Raw genomic sequence first — 17304 nt, 5'->3', positions numbered from 1 at the left:
GACGGTGTTGTGCGGCCCTCCGCTCAGGCTCTCTTCAATCGAGCAAAGCTGCATCCAGATTTCCTGCAATCGCTGCATACCTACCGCTTTCCGGACCGAAGGCGGCGGAACGATTTTTCTCGCACAATCGCAACAACAACAATTCAAAGCAAAAAGGGGATCGTCATGAACCGTCGGGAACTTCTTAAATCTGGTGCGGCTTGCGCTGCTTTCAGCATGCTGCCGAATTTTGCATCTGCAGCCGGTAATACATTTGCACCGCAACCGTCGGGCTGGCGCAGCTTCGAGATTACCACCAGCATCACGCCTGCCGCTTCGGGGGAAGTCATTCGTGTCTGGGTTCCGATGGCCGGGTTCAATGGCAATGACTGGAACCGTCCCGAAGGCAATCGCTGGACGACAAACGCCAAGGTCGCGCGGCTCGATCGCGATCCGGTCAGCGGCACCGGCTTGCTTTACCTCGAATGGGACGCAAACGAAGCGAAACCGCAAGCCGAAGTCATCAGCCTCATCTCCACACGCGACCGTGCAAGCAATCTCGATGCGTCCGCGAAGGCCGTGCCGCTGACCCACGCAGAACGCGAACGCTATCTGGCCGGGACGCGCCTTGCGCCCGTTGATGGCATCGTCAAACAGACCTCGGACAAGATCATTGCCGGTACCGCCACCGATCGGGAGAAAGCGCGCCTCATCTATGACTGGGTCGTCGCCAACACCTACCGGCGCGCCTCGACGCGTGGCTGCGGTGATGGAAACATTGTCGCCATGCTTGATAGCGGCGATCTCGGCGGCAAATGCGCCGACCTCAATCCGCTGTTTGTGGCTCTGGTCAGGGCGGCGGGAATTCCGGCCCGCGACCTTTATGGCGTGCGCGTTGCGCCTTCCGCCTTCGGCTACAAGAGCCTTGGCGCGAAGAACGAAGTCATCACCAAGGCCCAGCATTGCCGCGCAGAAATCTATCTCGACGGCATCGGCTGGGTCGCAACCGATCCGGCGGATGTGCGCAAGGTGATGCTGGAAGAGGAAAAGGACGGACTGACCGCTGATGACCCGCGTGTCGCTGCCGTGCGGCAAAAGCTTTTCGGTTCATGGGAGGGAAACTGGATTGCATTCAATGATGACAGCGATATCGCCTTGCCTTCTGCTCAAGGACCGGAACTCGGCTTCCTGATGTATCCGCAGGCCGAAGTTGCCAGCGCCCGTTTGGATTGCCTCGACGCGGATGCATTCCGTTACGCGATGACCGCGCGCGAAATAACAATATAAATTTTGAGGACATCATGGATATCGCATCACCTATTCGTCTCAGCACACTTGCCCATGGCGGCGGCTGTGGCTGCAAGCTGGCTCCAGCTGTCCTGCAGGATCTACTGTCGGGCCAACCCGCCATGCAGCCTTTCAGCCAGCTTCTCGTCGGAACGGAAACCGGCGACGATGCCGCCGTCTGGCAGCTCGATGACGAAAACTGCGTGATCGCCACCACCGACTTCTTCATGCCGATGGTGGACGATCCGTTCGATTTCGGACGCATCGCAGCCACCAACGCGATATCCGACGTTTATGCCATGGGCGGAATACCGATCATGGCGCTGGCGATCCTCGGTATGCCGGTGAACAAGATGCCCGCCGAAATGATCCGCGAAATCCTGAAAGGCGGCTCCAGCATCTGCGCTGAAGCTGGCATTCCGGTCGCGGGCGGACATTCCATCGACGCGCCGGAGCCGATCTACGGATTGGCCGTCATCGGCACCTGCAAGCTTTCCAGCCTGCGCAAGAACAGCGGCGCGCGTCCCGGAGACACGTTGATCCTGACCAAGGCAATCGGCGTCGGTATTTATTCCGCTGCCTTCAAGAAACAGGAACTCGACAGCGCCGGTTACGATGAAATGATGGCATCAGTCACCTTGCTGAACCGGGTTGGCGCCGAGCTAGGCAAGGATAGTCCCGTCCACGCTGTCACCGACGTCACCGGCTTTGGCATTCTCGGACATGCACTCGAAATGGCGCGCGGTTCGAATGCAGGTATCAGTCTCGACTATGCTGCGCTGCCGTTTCTCAAGCAGGCCGAAAAGTTGACGCAAGGCGGTTTCGTGACCGGAGCTTCCACCCGCAACTGGGCAAGCTATGGCCATGATGTGCAGTTGCCGGACGATTATCCGCTCTGGAAACAGCAATTGCTGACCGACCCGCAGACCTCTGGCGGGCTTCTGATATCCTGCGCACCGGAGGAAGCCGAAAGGCTTTTGAACAGCATCCGCGGCGCCGGTTATCCATCTGCCCGCATCGTCGGAAAGGTGACAGACGATGCAGGCCGCGTGACGGTGACATGATAGGAATTGTTGAGTCGGCTCATCAACAGCTCGCTTGCCGTTTGGGCCTTTCTTTTCTGGAAATCGCCGCCATGAGGCGATAAAGGCAACAGGATAATATTTTCCAGAGGGACATCATGGGCTATTTTCCAAGTTGGCGTTTGACATCAAACGCCGTCGTGCTTCCTGACGAGCGCCTGCCAGCCGCCGCCGCCATACCGATGGGCGTGCAGCATCTTCTCGCAATGTCGGGCTCGACCATCGTCGCCCCACTGCTGATGGGTTTCGATCCCAATGTGGCCGTCTTCTTCTCCGGTATCGGCACGCTTCTGTTCTTCGTGCTGACGGCAGGTCGTGTGCCAAGCTATCTCGGCTCGTCCTTCGCATTCATCGCGGTCGTGATCGCCGCAACCGGCTATAGCGGTTCCGGCCCCAATCCCAATATCGCCATCGCGCTCGGCGGCATCATTGCCTGCGGCGCGCTCTATGCCCTTATCGGCCTTGTGGTCATGGCCATCGGCACAGGCTGGGTCGAACGACTGATGCCTCCAGTCGTCACCGGCGCCATCGGCGTTTCCATCGGCCTCAACCTTGCGCCGGTCGCCGTCGGCCAGTTGAAAGGAAGCGGCACGCATATAACTATTGCGCTACTCACTGTTCTCTGCATGGCGATGATCGCAGCCTATGGACCTCGTGGAACCAAGCGCCTGTCGGTGCTCTTCGCACTGCTGTTCGGCTATCTTCTGGTCCTGATCCTCGGCAACGGCCTCGGCATCGTGCCCGGCATCGATTTCACCGCCGTCAGCAATGCCGCATGGTTCGGCCTGCCGCATTTCACCGCGCCGGAATTCAATTGGCAGGCGATCACCCTCATCGCGCCGGTCGCCATCGTTCTGGTGGCTGAAAATCTCGGTCATATCAAAGCGCTCGGCTCCATCACCGGCCAGAACATGGATCGCTACATCGGCCGCGGCTTCCTCGGCGATGGCATCGCCACCATGATTTCCGGCTCGGGCGGCGGCACCGGCGTCACCACCTATGCCGAAAATATCGGCGTCATGGCGATGACCAAAGTTTATTCGACACTGATCTTCGTCATTGCGGCCGTCATGGCACTGATCCTCGGCATGTCGCCGAAATTCGGCGCTATATTGCAAACGATCCCTGCCCCGGTTCTGGCGGGTCTTGCCGTTTCAGTGTTCGGCCTGATCGCCTCGGCAATGGCCCGCATCTGGATCGTCAACAAGGTGGACTTTGCCGATTCCCGCAACCTCTTCACCGCTGGCGTAGCGCTCATTTTCGGCGCTGGCGACTTCACGCTGAAGATCGGCGATTTCGCTCTTGGCGGTATTGCCACCTCAACGCTTGCAGCCTTGGTCTTCTACCAGCTGCTCGGCATTGGTCGCAGCGAGAAACCTGCGGCATAAGACAAAGGGGAGCGGGCACTCGTCCCGCTCCTTCCATGCCGAAGCAGCTCATACTTGATCGACATCAATTACTGTATTTTTATATTCGTCTATGTCTGTGAACGAAGATCATCCGGATGAGACGGGCTCATGTTATCAGACCTTTTCGAACACAACCGGCAATGGGCAGCGGAAAAGCGCCAGGAAGACCCTGAATATTTCAGCCGGCTGTCATCGATGCAGCGTCCGGAATATCTCTGGATCGGGTGTTCGGACAGCCGTGTTCCGGCCAATGTTGTCACCGGATTGCAGCCGGGCGAAGTCTTCGTACACCGCAATGTCGCCAACCTCGTCCATCGCGCCGATCTGAACCTTCTGTCAGTGCTTGAGTTTGCCGTCGAGGTGTTGGAGATCAAGCACATCATCGTCTGCGGCCATTACGGATGCGGTGGCGTGCGTGCTGCCATGGCCGGATATGGCCACGGCATCATCGACAACTGGCTCCAGCCGGTTCGCGATATTGCGCAGGCAAACGAGCAGGAGCTGGACGGTTTTGCTGATCCCGAAGAACGTCTGAACCGGCTTTGCGAGCTGACCGTCGCCTCGCAGGTGGAAAGCCTGTCGCGCACGCCGGTTCTGCAATCGGCCTGGAAACAGAACAAGGATATCGTCGTGCATGGCTGGATTTACGGCCTCAAAGATGGCCTGTTGCGCGACCTCGAATGCGATTGCACGAAAAGCGTGCTGCATTTTTCGTGTCAGCCAGCGGGATAATCCGCAAGGAGCTTTTCGGCCCTGACACGCATGTCCGATCCGAGCTCGGTCGAACGTCGCGCAATTTTGTCGAAACAAACCGTAGTCGTCTCGTTGACCGCGCGCAGTTCGCCATCAAGCGATCCCACCATCATCTGGCGAAAGGTGATCGACGAGCGCCCGACTTTCAGCACATGCGAACGGATCGTCAGCAGGTCTCCGGCTGGCACTTCCTGCTTGTATTCGGTTGTCGCGCGCACATCTGCCCAGCCAAAGCTGTCATCGGGAATTTTCCCAGCGATATGGCCCAAAAGCTGAAAGCTCGCATCATCGAACATCCCGGCATAATGCCGGACATTCATGTGCCCCATGACATCGCACACCCACGGATGCGCGACGCCAACAAAGGTAACAAGACCACTCATCGCGCCACCGATTGATAGCCACCAAGGAAAGCCGTGAGGTTATCGCCCAGCGCATCGCAAAGGTAGCCACCTTCCTGCACGATAACGGTTGGCAGCCGAAGCTTCGCGATTGCTTCGGCAATCCGGCCAAAACCGCCAGTGGTGACCGACAATCCGCCAAACGGATCGCCTTCAAACGGATCAAGGCCAAGCGCCACCACCAGCGCATCCGGCGCAAAGGCTTCGATACGGCGGAAGGCCGTGTCGAGTGACGCAAGGAATTCGGCATCGCCGGATTTGCGCGGTAGTGGCAGGTTGAGATTGTAACCAAGCCCCGCACGCTCGCCGCGCTCATCGGCATGGCCCCAGAAAAATGGATAGAAGCGCACCGGATCGGCATGGATCGAGACGGTCAGTACGTCGGGACGGGCATAGAATATCCCCTGCGTCCCGTTGCCATGATGCAGATCGACGTCGAGGATTGCCACGCGCTCCGCTTTCGAGCGCAGGCGCTGGGCTGCGACCGCTGAATTGTTGACGAAGCAGAAACCGCCTGCCACATCGGCAAAGGCATGATGCCCCGGCGGACGGCAGAGCGCATAGGCCGCGACCTCGCCTGCAAGCACCGCATCGGCGGCATCGACCGCGCTCCATGCGCTCCAGCACACGCTTTCCCATGTATGTTCAGCAATCGGGCACGCCGTATCGGCCATGTGATAGCCAACCTGCCCCACGGCAGACGCCGGATAACGGCCGTCACGCGCCAGCGGGTGGATGTTCGGGATCACCTCTTCCGAAGCCTTCTCGATGCGCCGCCAACGGGCATAAATGTGCTGCAGGAATTCAAGATATTCCGGCGTATGCACGGCTGCAATCGGGCCCAGACCATGATTTTGCGGACGGATGATTTCGTAGCCTGCGGCCTTCGCACCGGCGAGCAGGCGCTCAACACGCTCCGGCTGTTCGGGGTTAGGCTGCGGCGCACCGCTGGAAAGAAAGGCTTTCGGGTCGTGACGCTTCTGCTCAACGGCGTAAAAGGCTTTCATGATTACTCCCTGATTTGATTGATGCGCGCCAGACGGGCGAAATCATCGCCATAGGCACCGTGATCGCGGTCGGCTTCAATCCAGCCGATACCCAGCCGGTCATAAAATCTTTGCGCTGCGACATTGTCCCGGTCCACGGCCAGCCGCAGATAGACACCGCCGCGCGCCATCGACCAGGAGGCGACATGACGCAAAAGCATCTCGCCGATCCCCTTGCCGCGAAAGGTTTCGTCGACATAGAGGTCCTGCACGTAGACGCCGGGTTTGCCCAACCATGTCGAGAAGATCGGGAAGAACAGGGCAAGACCGGCAAACCTATCGTCCACCTCGGCGATCAGACTGGTGAAAGCCGCATAGGGACCAAAACCATAACAGCGGAAATCCTCAACCGTGCTGGAGATTTTTCCCGCAGCGCCAAGTCCTGCGCCCATCGTGCAGATTGCTGCGTGAATCTGTTCGGCATCGGCAAGTTCGCCAGGCCGAACCACGACGCCGGTTTTACTGTCCAACACGATCTTCGGCATCAGAGCATTTCCTGTTTTGATTGAATCATTGGAAACTCTCGATCCTTTTGTTTTACGCATGTCTTTACCCCGAAACCGGTTCCCACTTTCGGGAGACATGCTCTAGAACGCCACCCTGTCTCCACCTTTGAGACCCAGATATTCACGCGCCTCGTCAGGCGTTGCAACGTCCAGCGACAGGCCGTCAAGAATGCTGCGTATGCGACGAACCTGATCGGCATTGCTCTTGGCCAGCTGGCCGCGCCCGTCATAAAGGCTGTCTTCCAGCCCGACGCGGACATTGCCGCCCATCGCCGCCGCCATGGTAATCATCGGAATCTGGTGCCGTCCTGCCGCCAGCACGGAGAAGGAATAGTCGTCCCCGAACAGCTTGTCGGCGATGCGCTTCATATGCATGAGATTGTCCGGATCGGCTCCGATACCACCCAGAACACCGAAGACGAACTGGATGAACAGATGGCCGGACACCAGCCCCCGGTCGCGAAAATGCGCCAGCGAATAGAGATGGCCGACATCGTAGCATTCGAACTCGAAGCGCGTGCCGCAGCCCTGCCCGAGGCTGGTCAGAATGCCTTCCATATCCGCAAAAGTGTTCTTGAAGATCGAATGGCGCGTGGCTTCCAGCAATTCCGGTTCCCACGCGTGTTTCCATTCACGTGGCTTGTCGAGTGCCGGGAACAGCGCGAAATTCATCGAGCCCATATTGAGCGAACACATTTCCGGTTGCGCCTTAAGCGGCGCGGCCAACCGGTCTTCCAGTGTCATCAGCGACGAGCCGCCGGTAGAAATATTCACCACCGCCGCGGTCGATTGCTTGATGCGCGGCAGGAACTGCATGAACAGGTCCGGGCTGGCGGACGGCCTGCCGTCGCGTGGATCGCGGGCGTGAAGATGCAGGATGGATGCGCCCGCTCCCGCCGCCGCGATGGCTTCGCTCGCAATTTCGTCGGGCGTAACCGGCAGATGCGGCGACATGGAGGGCGTATGGACGGAGCCTGTCACCGCACAGGTAATGATCACCTTGCGACGTGTCTTCTTCTTGTCGGTCATGATCCGGTTTCCTTACGCATTCACAGGCAGTTTGAGTTCACGCGCCAGAACCTCCAGCGTATCACCGAGGATGGCGGTGATCTCGCCGACCTGTTCGCGGCTCACAATCATCGGCGGGCAAACGAGGAAATGGTCGCCCTCGACACCGCCGCGCGTGCGACGCGAATAGATGATGAGCCCACGTTCATAGGCGAGATCGACCATGCGCTGATGGGCGTTCAGTTCCTTCGGCAGCGGCTTCATGGTTTCGGGGTCAGAAACGAATTCTGCAGCCAGCAGCAAGCCTTTGCCGCGCACGTCGCCGATGAAGGGGAAGCGTTTCGCAAGCCCCTCCAGTTCGCCCTTCAATGCATCGCCCATGCGAGCGGCGTTGCCGACCAGATCGAGACGATCGATCTCCTGCAATACGGCCTTACCCGCCGCACAGGCCAATGGATTGCCGGCATAGGTGAAGCCGTGCAGGAAGCCACCTGCATCCAGAACCGGCTGGACGATACGGGCTGGTGCTGCCATCGCACCAAGCGGGCAATAACCGGAGGCGAAGCCCTTGGAAAGCGCGATCAGATCTGGTTTGCAGTTCCAGTGATCGCCGCCGAGAAACTTGCCGGTACGCCCGGCACCGCTCATCACCTCGTCGTGGATCAGAAGGATGCCATAACGGTCGCAGATTTCGCGGATGCGCGGATAATAGCTGTCGGGCGCGACCAGCGCGCCGGTGGATGCGCCACCGATCGGCTCCATGATGAAGGCAAGCACGCTTTCGGGGCCTTCTTCCTGAATCTTCTCCTCCAGCATGTCGGCATATTTCTGGCCGCGTTGTTCCATCGTGAGATTATCGCGGTCGAGATAGGCGGTCGGCGCCGGGACTTTCGGCATTTCGCGCATGATGGGCGCGAAGGGCTCGCTCAGTGCCGCATAGCCGGTGACGGCCAGCGCGCCAAGCGTGCCCCCGTGATAGGACGGAAAGCGCGAAATCACTTTCCAGCGCTTGCCCTGCCCGGTTGCGACCGCCCATTGGCGGGCGAGCTTGATGCAGGATTCGACGGCTTCCGAACCGCCGGAAACGAAGAAGATCTTGTCCAGCCCCTCCGGCATTCGCTCGGCGGCCATGCGTGCCAGATCTTCCGCCGGTTCGTTTTCAAAGTGCAGGCGATAGGCGAAGGTCACGCGATCCATCTGCTCTTTCATGGCATCGAGCACATTGCGATTGCCATGGCCGATATTGACCACCATCGCGCCGCTCGACCCGTCGATGACGCGGCGTCCGTCCTGATCCCAGATATAGATGCCTTCGGCCCGATCCACCAGCGGCCTGCGCAGGCGCGACTGGTAGAAAAGATGCGATGCCGGGCGTTCGTTCTGTGCATTTGTGTTGAGCATGGCGTTACTCTGTCAGCGCTTGAGATATTGGTTGAGAACATTGGCGGTCACACGCTCGACCATGCGGTCGCCGCGTTTGAGAGCCGCTACCCACTCGCAGCTTCCGGCGTGGAAGACCTCGCCCTTGCCGCGTGGGAAATTGACGATCATGCCGCAGCCGCGCTTGATGCGTTCGACAGCTGCATCACCATTGTCGCCGATCAGCGTATCGGCCACGAATTTGGCATCGGCATCGGAGAGGAACTGGTCGTCGGCTGGAATATCCGCACTCTCCTCCTTGAGAGACGACATGCCGAGCGCCAGAATCTGCAATCCATCGGGAGCGCCACTGCCCTCCTCCGGCTCCGGCAATCCTCCCCGGATCACATAGTCGAGCCCGTCAACCTCATAGCCGAAGGCATGGCCTTCCGAGCCCAGGAGATCGCCGTAATAGATGCCGGTTCCCGCAAAGGCCCAATGCTCTGGGCGATAGACCGGGAAACCGCGCACGCCGCGCGGGGCGCAACCACCCCAGCCGACATAAAGCCCGCGCAACGCATTGAGGCCGAAAGTTTCGGCAGCAGGCCGTCCGGTTTCAGTCGCTTCCCAGCACCCGCTGGTGCGACGCGGATCAGCGGAGCGATAGACCGGGTCTTCGGCGCGGGCGCGATATTTATAGCAGGTCTGGCGCTTGCCATTGTCCTCAAGCCGTGTCTGCCACATGAAATTGCCCGCAAAACGGGCCGCACGACCACCGCCCTCGACATAATTATCGACGGCATCACGCATTTCCCACGTCCAGTATTCGTCGTGACCGACAAAGGCAACGCAGTCATAACCCTCGAGGATTTCCGGCGAGAAATGCAGCTCATGCTGGCTGGCAAGATCGACCGCATAGCCTTCCCGCTCAGCCCAGCGGAAGAACAGGCTGTCATAGCTTGCCCAGCCGGAAGAGGTATATTTCTTGGAATAGCCGTTGGCATAGGCCCATTCCATATGCGGATAGCGCGGCGGCGCGGCAGGCGGCGTCACAATTTCCAGCGGAACACGAGGCGCATCGGACGGCAGCACAACAAAGCCACGGCAGAACGGACGCTCGATGCTCACCGTCGTCGCATATTGATCGCCATTCGGCCCGGTGATGCCCTGATAATGGTTGGAGCCGCCCCAGGTATTATAGGCCGTCCATGTGCCGGTTGCAGCCACCTGCAGGATACGACCCGGCTTACGGCCCGCTGCGGGTCGTAGAATGAACAGGTGATGGCAATGGATCGGCTGCCCGTCATTGCCATGCGCCTTCAACGTGATGCGATAAGCGCCGGAAGGCCAGTTCTCATCCGACTTGAAGGCAAATGTCGTTTCCCAGCCGCAACCGACAACCGAACATTGCGCTGGTGTTTCCTGCCATTTGCAGTCGATCCCGCGTTTAGAGAAGACCGGCGTTTCCACCGCCCCGTCCCGCACAATCTCGATATCGAAACGCGAGGCAGTTGTGCTCACCTGTAGATGAACCGTCGCACCCGGAAGATAGGAATAGGCATCGGTATAGCACCAGATTTCGCCGCGAGGCCCATCCATGCCAGGATATTCGTAATAATGGCCAAGCACGGCTTCACGCCGCTGCGCCGGGGTCAGCCCGAAATCGGGAAATTCGTTGAGGTGTCTCTCGCTCATTCTGATACCTCAGGCAGCCAGATATTTCTTGAGGAAGGAGCGGGTACGCTCCTGCACCGGATTGCTCAAAATCTGATCCGGCGGTCCCTCTTCCACCACCACGCCGCCATCCATGAACAGAATGCGGTCGGCAACCTCACCCGCAAAACGCATCTCGTGCGTGACGATCAGCATCGTCATATGTTCAGCGGCAAGCTGCTTCATGACGGCATTGACTTCGTCCACCAGCTCGGGATCGAGCGCCGAAGTAGCCTCGTCGAACAGCATCACCTTCGGCTGCATGGCGAGCGCACGCGCAATGGCCACGCGCTGCTTCTGACCGCCCGACAGGCGCGAAGGATAGACATCGATCTTGTCGGCAAGCCCCACCTTCGACAAAAGCTCCAGCGCCAGTGTGCGGGCCGCGTCCTTGCCCATGCCTTTCAGCTTGATCGGACCGAGCGTGATGTTTTCCAGCACCGTCAGATGCGGGAACAGATTGAAGTGCTGGAACACCATGCCCATCTGCTGGCGCACCGCATTGATGTGCTTTTCAAATGCCTGTCCTGCAAGCGGCTGGTTGACCTGCACGCCGTCGAGCCAGACTTCACCGCCATTCAGTGTTTCCAGATGATTGATCGAACGCAGAAGCGTGCTTTTGCCGGAACCGCTGGGACCGATGATCGCGACGATCTGGCCGCGCGCCACTGAAAGGTCGATACCTTTCAGGACTTCCAGCGCGCCATAAGCCTTGCGGGCATCCTTCACTTCGACCATCGGTTTTGCAGATTTGGAGCTGCTCATCGCGTGACCTCCACTTTTCTTTCAATGCGCCGCAGGCCTGCCTCGAGGACGAGATTGACCACATAATAGATGGCCGCGACGGTGATATAGAATTCAAACGGGCTGAAGGTTTCGCTGATGGCAAGCTGGGCGCTGTGCACCAGTTCCGCAATGCCGATGATCGAAACCAGCGACGTGTCCTTCAGAAGAACGATCATGTTGTTGCCAATGGGCGGGATCGTGTTGCGGATCGCCTGCGGAATGACGATATAGCGCAAAGCCTGAGCGTGGCTGAAACCGATGGAACGGGCGCCTTCCATCTGACCGGGATCAACAGCCACAATGCCTGCCCGGATGATGTCGGCATTATAGACCGCGAAATGCAGGCTAAGGCCGATAATGCCGGCGCCGAGGGCGGGAATATTGATGCCGATCTGAACCAGTCCGAAATAGATCAGGAACAGTTGCAGCAGAAGCGGCGTTCCCATGAACAGCCACATGAAGAACCGTACCGGCCATGCAAGAATGGCAGGCGCATAAAGCACCACCAGCGCAAATGCGATCCCGAGCACGAAGCTTAAGGATGCGGAGGCGACGGTCAGAACCAGCGTCCACCAAAGGCCGGTCAGAAGCAGATCCGTATAGGGAGTGACGATGCTGAAATCGAGAGCTTGCATCCAGTCCTCCCTCACTGCGCCGCGAAGCGCTTGTCGAGGAGATCGACCCCGCGCGCCACGATATAGATGATGATCATGTAGAGAACGGCTGCAACGCCGAAAATCTCGAACGGTTTGTAGGTCGAACCGATAAAACGCTGCGCCGTATAGGTCAGCTCAACCACCGAAATGGTCGAGACCAGCGCCGAACCCTTCAAAAGGGCAATAGCGTTGACGCCCAGCGGACGGATCATGAGGCGAGCGGCCTGCGGCAGCACGACGAACCGCATGGTCTGGCCACGCCCGAAGCCGATGGAGCGCGCGGCTTCGCTCTGGCCGCGATCGACGCTCTGGATCGCTCCACGGATCGATTCCGACATATAGGCGCCGATGTTCAGCCCAAGCCCGATAACGCCAGCAGCAAATGGTTCCAGATTGATGCCGATCTGCGGACCGCCGAAATAGAGAATGAAGAGCTGCACAAGGCAAGGCGTGCCGCGAAAGACACTGACATACGCAGCTGCAAGTCCCCGCAAAATAGGGGAGCGGGACAGGCGGCCCGCCACGAGTATTGCAGCCACCACAAGGCCCAGGATCAGGGCCAGCGCGGAAATTTGCACAGTTACCCATGCCGCCTCCAGAAAGAACGGGAGGACGCGCTGCATCAACGCAAAATCCATCGGAAAACTCCGGTCAATCGGTTCTCAACCGGCCCGGACATGTGCCGGGCCGGGATGACGACATATCAGCGAATGTCGCTGCCGACCCATTGCATCGAGATCTTCTCATAGGTGCCATCGGCCATGATCTCGTCGAGAGCTTTCTGCATCGCTGCCTTCAGCTCGGGATTGTTCTTGCGAATGGCGATACCGATTGCAACGCTGCCGCCTTCAATGTCCGGCGTATCGAGCTTGCGGACTTTCTGTCCGGTTTCCTTGATCGCCACCATGACCGGGATGTTGTCGACGACAATGGCGTCGACACGACCCGAATTCAGTTCAAGCATCAGTTCCGGCAGACCCTTATAGGTGCGAATGGTCCAGCCACCCTGTTCACGCGCCCACTTCTCATGGGTTTCACCAAGCGTCACGCCCAGTGTCTTGCCCTTGAGATCGTCGAGCTTCTGAACAGCGGAATCTTCCTTCACGAAAACCGCGCGGCCCGCGTGATAATATGGTCCCACGAAGTCCACTGCCTTCTCGCGTTCCGGCGTGATCGTCATGGAGCCGACCACCGTATCGAACTTGCCCGCCCGAAGACCGGCAACGATACCGTCCCAGGCCGTGGTGATGAGCTGCGGCTTCAGCTGCATGCGCTCGGCAATCGCCGAACCGATGGAGGCATCGAAACCCACGACTTCGTTCTTCTCATTGACGAAATTGAACGGCGGGTACTGGCCGCTCATGGCGATCTTCAGTTCGCCTGATGCCTTGATCTTTTCAAGATCATCCGCCTGTGCGGGTGCAACCGCAAAAACTGCGGTGGCGGCAATCGCAGCAGCGGCAATGAAACCCGTGAATTTGTTAAACATGCTGTTCCCGACTTCCTCTTGTTTGTTTTTCTTGAGGCTATTTGATGCCTCCCAATTTTCATGATTGCTTTTATGGATGCATTTCGCAAATAGATAATGGGAATGGATTGCATAGATTTCATGAATGGATAAAGCCATGTCGCTGCACCGCCCCGAGCGCCTTGTCTGGGATCTGGACTGGAACCTTCTGCGCAGTTTTGTGGTGATTGCTGAAGTGAAAAGCATCACCCGCGCTGCGGAACGGCTCAATCTCAAGCAACCAAGTGTGAGCAATGCGCTGCGCCGGCTGGAAGACCGCATCGGCCAGCGACTGGTGGAGCGTGACGCCACCCATTTCGAGCTGACCGAAGTCGGTAAACTGCTCTATGAACAGAGCATCGAAGTCTTCGGCGCTATTTCGCAACTGCCGCAGCTTGTGCGTGGGGTCGGTGACGATGTCACCGGCCATGTCACCATATCGGTGGCCAGTCACATTGTTTCGCCGATCTTCGACCGGGCACTTGAGCTTTTTCATGAACAGCATCCGCGAGCGACGCTGACAATCAATGTTTCCGCCAGCACCGAAGTTGCTCGACTGGTTCGAGAGAAGCGCGCTTCTTTCGGTCTTGGGCTGGTGAGCAATCGTGATCCGGCGCTCGACTACACCATGGTCTATCGTGAATTCTTCGGGTTTTTCTGCGGGCCCCGGCACCGGATGTTCGGCCAGTCCGGACTGACGCTTGCCGATCTGAAGGGAGAACCGTCGGTTTCATTCCAGACCGACCACATTGCTGACGCGCTGCGCCCGGTAGCTCTGCTGCGCAGTGAGGCGCGGCTTTCACCGGATGTCGTCGGCACCTCGTCGAGCCTTGAAGAAGTGCGCCGGATGATCATTACCGGCCTTGGTATCGGCCCGCTTCCGCTGCACGTGGCGCGACGCGAGATCGATGACGGCCTTCTCTGGCGTTTGCCGCCTTACGATAACCCGCCCGCTATCGATGTTTTCCTGATCCATAATCCGGAAACCAATCTCAACAAGGCCGAGAAAGCCATGCTGGCCGGATTGAAGGGATTGATCGCTTCCACACCGCTGGAAAACCGTATTTACGGAGATTGACGAGCGGGCCATACCCGCTCATCCCTATTCAGCTACTCTGCCGCTTCTGCTGCGCACAGCGCGTCGCATTCGGCTGTTTCCCGCGTGCCGGACAGGCTGGCCTGACCAAGCGCGACGGTTGCAACCGCGCTGAGGCTGGCGACAACAGAAACCCAGAAGCCGTTTGCTGCACCGAAATTGTCGACCACCCAACCGGAAACGAACGCACCAAACGCCATTCCGATGCCGATGCCGGTCATGACCCAGGTAATGCCTTCCGTCAGCATCGTCTCAGGCACGCGGCGTTCGATAAGGCCGAAGGCCGTGATGAATGTCGGAGAAATCGCAACGCCGCTGACGAACACCGCCACGGCAAGAAGCGTGGTCGATGTGCCCGCGAAGGGTAATGGCAAGGCAGTCAGTGCCAGCACGCTGACGGCAATCATCAACTGGCGCTGCAGGGGCATACGAAGCGACAATGCACCGAGCGTTATCCCCACAAGAAACGAACCGATGGCATAGACACCGATCACAAGGCTGGCCGCACCGGGCTGACCAAGCTCGCTTGTGATCGCTACAGCACTGACTTCAGCTGTCGCAAAGGTCGAGCCGACGAAGATAAGTGCCAGCGTGATGATCTGAACGGGACGCGACCAGATAGCGGAACGTTGCGGGCTATCCTGATCGAGCGCACGAACCGGCGGTTCACTGGAACGCTGCAGGAGGAAGGCGATCGTGCCCACGGCCAGAAAAGCCGTGCTGATCAGCATCCCCGCTTCGGGGAACAGGGACACCGCCAGCGCCACGGAAAGGGACGCGCCTGAAATATAGACCAGTTCATCCGCCGCCGACTCGAACGCGAAAGCGGTGTTCAGTTCGGGGCGGTTGCGGAAAATTTCCGTCCATCTTGCCCTTACCATGGCCGGGATGCTGGGCATGGCACCGGCAAAAAATGCCGAGACGAACAATGTCCAGTTTGCCCAGCCCTGATTTGTCGCTACGAGCAGAAAGGCGAAGGCTATCACCGAAACGACCGTGGCAGGCATGACGATGCGGCTTTGTCCGTAACGGTCGACAAGGCGTGAAATCTGCGGCGCTATGAATGCATTCGTGAGCGCGAAAGTGGCAGACACCGCGCCCGCCAGCCAATATTCGCCGTGCGTCTGCGCAAGCATGGCCACGATGCCGACAGGGGCCATCGCGATGGGAAGACGGGCGAAAAAGGCCGCCGCCGAAAAGCCGATAGCGCCTGGGGCGCTGAAAATTTCTCTATATGGATTGGACATCGGAGTGGGTCCTTGAAAGGGGAAATTACAACACTTGCATACGGTCCGTATGTTAATTAAATAATTGATACGCGGCGTATGTCAACTAATATACGCAGCGTATGCAAATAAAAGGAATCATGATGCGTAAACCGCGAAGCGAAATGATTGCTGAAACGAGGACGAAGCTGATGGCTGCGGGCCGCAAGGCTTTCGGGACCGTTGGTTACGCCGAGGCTTCGATGGATGATTTTACTGCCTCCGCCGGACTGACACGCGGCGCGCTCTATCATCATTTCGGCGACAAGAAAGGCCTTCTGCAGGCCGTGATCAACGAAATCGATTGCGAGATGGCCGCGAGACTGTGCACGATTTCCGCCAAGGCACCCGACCGCTGGCAGGGCTTTGTCGACGAGAATACGGCCTATATCGAAATGGCACTGGAACCGGAAATCCAGCGCATCATGTTTCGCGACGGACCGGCGGTTTTCGGCGATCCCTCCAGCTGGCCGAGCGCCAATGGCTGTATCCGCACGATAACGACCAGCCTCGCCGCATTGCATGAAGAAGGTGTCATCGTCGATATCGACTCGGAAGCCGCCGCGCGGTTGATCAATGCGGCGAGCAGTGCTGCGGCCCAATGGATTGCCAATTCAGACGATCCAGAAGCCACATCGAAGCGGGCCGTCAAGGCATTCCGGAAGCTTCTGGAAGGCCTGCTGATCCGAAAAAAATGAACTAGCCCGACACAATCGACGTGAAGTCGGTTATGCCCGCGAAGCGCGCGGCGCGGACCTTGCCATATTTGCTCTTGTCGACGACGAGATGTTTTTCGACAGCGCGCTGCATCGCCATCTGCTTGATCGGTACTTCATGGAAGTGTGAACACGTAACCCCGTGCTGCTCGTCGACGCCGCCAGCCGAAAGGAAAGCTTTGTTGATGTTGACGCGCTTCAGGACGTCGATCCCCTCATCCCCTGAAAACGACGCCGCTTCCGGGTGATAAAGTCCGCCCAAAACAATAAGTCGCACATCACTGCGCTGCGACAGGATTTCCGCAATGTTGAGAGCGTAGCAGACAACCGTAATATGCTGGTTCTGCGGTATGCGGTGAGCAAGGTGCGGCATTGTCGTGCCGCAATCTATGAAAACAGTATCATAGGGTTCGATCAACGCTGCCGCTGCGGCACAAGCCTGCGCTTTGGCATTGGCATGGCTGTCTTTTTCAAAATCAAAGACATAATCGCCATTCACACCGTCCTGCGTGGGAATAATGTAACCACCCAAACAATTCAGCATCCCGCCATCGCTGCCGATGTCGCGGCGGATTGTCATTTCTGACACGCCAAGACGCGCTGCCGCATCCCGCAGGCGAAGCACGCCAACGTCATCGACCAGCGCCGCCAGTTCGGCAATCCGCTCTTCCTTCCGGCTGATTCTGCTCACGCTGTCCCCAATCCTTGCGATCCGCTCACCCGTTTATACGTCCG

General features: G+C 58.5%; 18 protein-coding genes. 6 read left to right on the top strand and 12 right to left on the bottom strand.

The window, feature by feature from the left end; genetic code table 11:
* Positions 1–165 precede the first annotated feature (165 nt).
* The 4 genes from FG152_RS10225 to can all read left to right on the top strand — a co-directional run bounded on the left by FG152_RS10225 (position 166) and on the right by can (position 4489).
* Positions 166–1266, top strand: coding sequence for a transglutaminase-like domain-containing protein (locus tag FG152_RS10225; RefSeq protein WP_498986368.1), 1101 nt, complete (start codon positions 166–168; stop codon positions 1264–1266).
* Positions 1267–1280: 14 nt separating this feature from the next.
* Positions 1281–2330, top strand: coding sequence for a selenide, water dikinase SelD (gene selD, locus FG152_RS10220; protein WP_151616423.1), 1050 nt, complete (start codon positions 1281–1283; stop codon positions 2328–2330).
* Between the two features lie 116 nt (positions 2331–2446).
* Complete coding sequence (locus tag FG152_RS10215) at positions 2447–3736, top strand: solute carrier family 23 protein (RefSeq protein WP_011982608.1); 1290 nt, start codon at positions 2447–2449, stop codon at positions 3734–3736.
* A gap of 129 nt (positions 3737–3865) precedes the next feature.
* Positions 3866–4489, top strand: coding sequence for a carbonate dehydratase (gene can / locus FG152_RS10210; protein WP_029928196.1), 624 nt, complete (start codon positions 3866–3868; stop codon positions 4487–4489).
* Here can and FG152_RS10205 read toward each other — a convergent pair.
* From FG152_RS10205 to FG152_RS10160, 10 genes are all read right to left on the bottom strand, one after another.
* Entirely contained in the window at positions 4474–4893 is a 420-nt protein-coding gene (locus tag FG152_RS10205) for an acyl-CoA thioesterase (protein ID WP_029928198.1), read from the bottom strand. The two genes, can and FG152_RS10205, sit on opposite strands and share 16 nt — an antisense overlap.
* On the bottom strand, positions 4890–5918 hold the full coding sequence (locus FG152_RS10200) for a histone deacetylase family protein (protein ID WP_151616421.1): 1029 nt from the start codon (positions 5916–5918) through the stop codon (positions 4890–4892). Before FG152_RS10200 ends, FG152_RS10205 begins: the two co-directional genes overlap by 4 nt.
* A gap of 2 nt (positions 5919–5920) precedes the next feature.
* Positions 5921–6442 carry a GNAT family N-acetyltransferase gene (locus FG152_RS10195; protein ID WP_151616420.1) on the bottom strand — a complete coding sequence of 174 codons (522 nt, stop codon included), beginning with the start codon at positions 6440–6442 and terminating at the stop codon, positions 5921–5923.
* A 102-nt stretch (positions 6443–6544) separates the two neighbouring features.
* Positions 6545–7492, bottom strand: coding sequence for a 3,5-dioxohexanoate:acetyl-CoA acetone transferase (kce, locus tag FG152_RS10190; protein WP_151616419.1), 948 nt, complete (start codon positions 7490–7492; stop codon positions 6545–6547).
* A gap of 12 nt (positions 7493–7504) precedes the next feature.
* Positions 7505–8872 carry an aminotransferase family protein gene (locus tag FG152_RS10185; protein WP_151616418.1) on the bottom strand — a complete coding sequence of 456 codons (1368 nt, stop codon included), beginning with the start codon at positions 8870–8872 and terminating at the stop codon, positions 7505–7507.
* A 12-nt stretch (positions 8873–8884) separates the two neighbouring features.
* A complete protein-coding gene (locus FG152_RS10180; protein ID WP_498986362.1) occupies positions 8885–10525 on the bottom strand; it encodes a N,N-dimethylformamidase beta subunit family domain-containing protein in 1641 nt (546 codons plus the stop codon).
* A 9-nt stretch (positions 10526–10534) separates the two neighbouring features.
* Positions 10535–11281, bottom strand: coding sequence for an amino acid ABC transporter ATP-binding protein (locus FG152_RS10175; protein WP_010660811.1), 747 nt, complete (start codon positions 11279–11281; stop codon positions 10535–10537).
* A 23-nt stretch (positions 11282–11304) separates the two neighbouring features.
* The gene (locus FG152_RS10170; protein WP_010660810.1) at positions 11305–11964 is read right to left on the bottom strand and encodes an amino acid ABC transporter permease; all 660 of its coding nucleotides are present in this window, start codon (positions 11962–11964) and stop codon (positions 11305–11307) included.
* 11 nt (positions 11965–11975) lie between these two features.
* Entirely contained in the window at positions 11976–12623 is a 648-nt protein-coding gene (locus FG152_RS10165; protein ID WP_029928208.1) for an amino acid ABC transporter permease, read from the bottom strand.
* A gap of 65 nt (positions 12624–12688) precedes the next feature.
* Entirely contained in the window at positions 12689–13474 is a 786-nt protein-coding gene (locus FG152_RS10160; RefSeq protein ID WP_029376193.1) for an ABC transporter substrate-binding protein, read from the bottom strand.
* A 136-nt stretch (positions 13475–13610) separates the two neighbouring features.
* Here FG152_RS10160 and FG152_RS10155 point away from each other — a divergent pair, with 136 nt between their 5' ends.
* Positions 13611–14570 (top strand): LysR family transcriptional regulator, encoded by a 960-nt coding sequence (locus FG152_RS10155; protein WP_029928210.1) that lies wholly within the window; start codon positions 13611–13613, stop codon positions 14568–14570.
* 32 nt (positions 14571–14602) lie between these two features.
* Here the strand turns inward: FG152_RS10155 and FG152_RS10150 are convergent, their stop codons facing one another.
* Entirely contained in the window at positions 14603–15835 is a 1233-nt protein-coding gene (locus tag FG152_RS10150) for an MFS transporter (protein ID WP_278437396.1), read from the bottom strand.
* Between the two features lie 122 nt (positions 15836–15957).
* Between FG152_RS10150 and FG152_RS10145 the strand changes: the two genes are divergently transcribed.
* A complete protein-coding gene (locus FG152_RS10145) occupies positions 15958–16551 on the top strand; it encodes a TetR/AcrR family transcriptional regulator (protein ID WP_151607081.1) in 594 nt (197 codons plus the stop codon).
* Between the two features lies 1 nt (position 16552).
* Here FG152_RS10145 and FG152_RS10140 read toward each other — a convergent pair whose 3' ends face one another.
* Complete coding sequence (locus FG152_RS10140) at positions 16553–17260, bottom strand: DeoR/GlpR family DNA-binding transcription regulator (RefSeq protein WP_011982593.1); 708 nt, start codon at positions 17258–17260, stop codon at positions 16553–16555.
* Positions 17261–17304 lie beyond the last annotated feature (44 nt).

The sequence above is a fragment of the Ochrobactrum sp. XJ1 genome, from assembly GCF_024701725.1.
In the GTDB taxonomy this organism is placed as follows: domain Bacteria; phylum Pseudomonadota; class Alphaproteobacteria; order Rhizobiales; family Rhizobiaceae; genus Brucella; species Brucella anthropi.
This window is presented reverse-complemented; position numbering and strand designations above follow the sequence as displayed.

What these genes read in the sequence shown, in the direction of transcription:
- selD (WP_151616423.1), top strand. Translation starts at nt 1,281, where the DNA reads ATGGATATCGCATCACCTATTCGTCTCAGCACACTTGCCCATGGCGGC.
- FG152_RS10200 (WP_151616421.1), bottom strand. Translation starts at nt 5,918, where the DNA reads ATGAAAGCCTTTTACGCCGTTGAGCAGAAGCGTCACGACCCGAAAGCC.
- FG152_RS10175 (WP_010660811.1), bottom strand. Translation starts at nt 11,281, where the DNA reads ATGGTCGAAGTGAAGGATGCCCGCAAGGCTTATGGCGCGCTGGAAGTC.
- FG152_RS10185 (WP_151616418.1), bottom strand. Translation starts at nt 8,872, where the DNA reads ATGCTCAACACAAATGCACAGAACGAACGCCCGGCATCGCATCTTTTC.
- FG152_RS10195 (WP_151616420.1), bottom strand. Translation starts at nt 6,442, where the DNA reads ATGCCGAAGATCGTGTTGGACAGTAAAACCGGCGTCGTGGTTCGGCCT.
- FG152_RS10145 (WP_151607081.1), top strand. Translation starts at nt 15,958, where the DNA reads ATGCGTAAACCGCGAAGCGAAATGATTGCTGAAACGAGGACGAAGCTG.
- FG152_RS10215 (WP_011982608.1), top strand. Translation starts at nt 2,447, where the DNA reads ATGGGCTATTTTCCAAGTTGGCGTTTGACATCAAACGCCGTCGTGCTT.
- can (WP_029928196.1), top strand. Translation starts at nt 3,866, where the DNA reads ATGTTATCAGACCTTTTCGAACACAACCGGCAATGGGCAGCGGAAAAG.
- FG152_RS10165 (WP_029928208.1), bottom strand. Translation starts at nt 12,623, where the DNA reads ATGGATTTTGCGTTGATGCAGCGCGTCCTCCCGTTCTTTCTGGAGGCG.
- FG152_RS10180 (WP_498986362.1), bottom strand. Translation starts at nt 10,525, where the DNA reads ATGAGCGAGAGACACCTCAACGAATTTCCCGATTTCGGGCTGACCCCG.
- FG152_RS10150 (WP_278437396.1), bottom strand. Translation starts at nt 15,835, where the DNA reads ATGTCCAATCCATATAGAGAAATTTTCAGCGCCCCAGGCGCTATCGGC.
- FG152_RS10155 (WP_029928210.1), top strand. Translation starts at nt 13,611, where the DNA reads ATGTCGCTGCACCGCCCCGAGCGCCTTGTCTGGGATCTGGACTGGAAC.
- FG152_RS10170 (WP_010660810.1), bottom strand. Translation starts at nt 11,964, where the DNA reads ATGCAAGCTCTCGATTTCAGCATCGTCACTCCCTATACGGATCTGCTT.
- FG152_RS10160 (WP_029376193.1), bottom strand. Translation starts at nt 13,474, where the DNA reads ATGTTTAACAAATTCACGGGTTTCATTGCCGCTGCTGCGATTGCCGCC.
- kce (WP_151616419.1), bottom strand. Translation starts at nt 7,492, where the DNA reads ATGACCGACAAGAAGAAGACACGTCGCAAGGTGATCATTACCTGTGCG.
- FG152_RS10225 (WP_498986368.1), top strand. Translation starts at nt 166, where the DNA reads ATGAACCGTCGGGAACTTCTTAAATCTGGTGCGGCTTGCGCTGCTTTC.
- FG152_RS10205 (WP_029928198.1), bottom strand. Translation starts at nt 4,893, where the DNA reads ATGAGTGGTCTTGTTACCTTTGTTGGCGTCGCGCATCCGTGGGTGTGC.